The organism is Streptomyces sp. NPDC002835 (assembly GCF_053591995.1).
Genome location: NZ_JBSFUW010000131.1, coordinates 1 through 1,379 on the forward strand (window position 1 = coordinate 1; position 1,379 = coordinate 1,379).

Sequence of the window (1,379 nt, forward strand, 5' to 3'; positions counted from 1 at the left end):
TCATTGCGTGGTGTCGGCCTCGGTGTCCGCGCAGGTGCGGGGGCTGGGGACGACAAGCTGCCAGGAGTCGCCGAATCTCCGCCACTGTGAGCTCGATGGTCTCGGCTGTCTCACCCGTTCCGCCCCCTTTTCCCGGGGCTGGTGCGCCATCGCCGCCAGGAAGGCGTGCGCGAGCATGGCCAGAGTGATGTGCCGGTACCAGCCCACGTAGCGGCGGACTTCGTACTGGTCCAGGCCGCATTCGTTCTTCGCGGCCTGGAAGCACTCCTCGATCGCCCAGCGTGTCCCGGCGATCCGCACCAGCTCCTGAACGGTGGTCTCCAACGGGGTGTATGCGAGGTAGTAGGCGATCTCGTCGGGCTTGCTGATGCTGCGACGGGCCAGCGCCCACCGCATCCGGTGAGGGACTTCTCCCTGGTAGTCGAACTCGGCGACGGCCGGCAGCCGCACCGCCGCCCAGTGATAGAGGCGAGGTCCCTTCGCGCCGTCGCCGCACGAGATCTTCTCCCACGCTTCGTCCGGGGCCTGCGCGAACAGGCCCTCGATACGAGAACAGCCCACGGTGAACTGGGACTTGGGCACCGCCAGCACGTAGCCGACACCCGACTGTTCCAACAGCCGGCGGAAGCGGCTCTCCTGCCCGTAGGCGGCATCCGCGGTGACCCAGGCGATAGGCAGCGGCGAGGCGAGGGCCCGCAGCACCATGCGCCGGGCCAGTTCGCCTTTGGTGGCGAACTCCCGCTCGTCGGGGACTTTGGCCGCACGGCAGCGTGTCCGGTCATCGGTCCAGGACTTGGGCAGGTAGAGCTCGCGGTCGACCAGGGCCCGGCCGCGGGTGGAGGCATAGGCGGCGAAGACGCCGATCTGACAGTTCTCGGTGCGGCCGGCGGTCCCGGAGTACTGGCGCTGGACCCCGGCGGAGGTGACGCCCTTCTTGATGAACCCGGTGTCGTCGATGATGAGGACCCCGTCGTTCTCACCGAGCTTGTCGGCAACGTATTCCTGCAGGTCGTCGCGGATGTCGTCGGGCTCCCACTTCGCACCAGCGAGCAGGTGCTGCAGGCCGTCGGGCGTGGGGTGGCCTGCCTGCTCGGCCAGTTGCCAACTGTTCTTCCGGGCCACCGGGGCGAGCAGACCGCGTACGTAATCGCGCATGCGGCGACGGAGCTCGACTCGGCCGAAGCGATGGCCGATGGTCACGAAGAGGTCGTCAAGTTCCAGGTTCCACTGCTCGGCAGCATGCTCGGTGATCACGCGGGGAGGCTGCCCCGCCGATGCCACTACCAGCGACGCTGTCGCACGAACGAGGGGCGGTCTCTTCAAGACCGCCCCTGACTAACTACCGCCCGCTACACTCCAGCCGCCCGGCATCGTCCCAG

At 68.1% G+C, this 1,379-nt stretch carries 1 protein-coding gene; it reads right to left on the bottom strand.

All coding sequences use genetic code 11. The annotated features are described in order from the left end of the window. A complete protein-coding gene (locus ACWD01_RS37470) occupies positions 1 to 1,254 on the bottom strand; it encodes an IS701 family transposase (RefSeq protein WP_451168460.1) in 1,254 nt (417 codons plus the stop codon). Positions 1,255 to 1,379 lie beyond the last annotated feature (125 nt).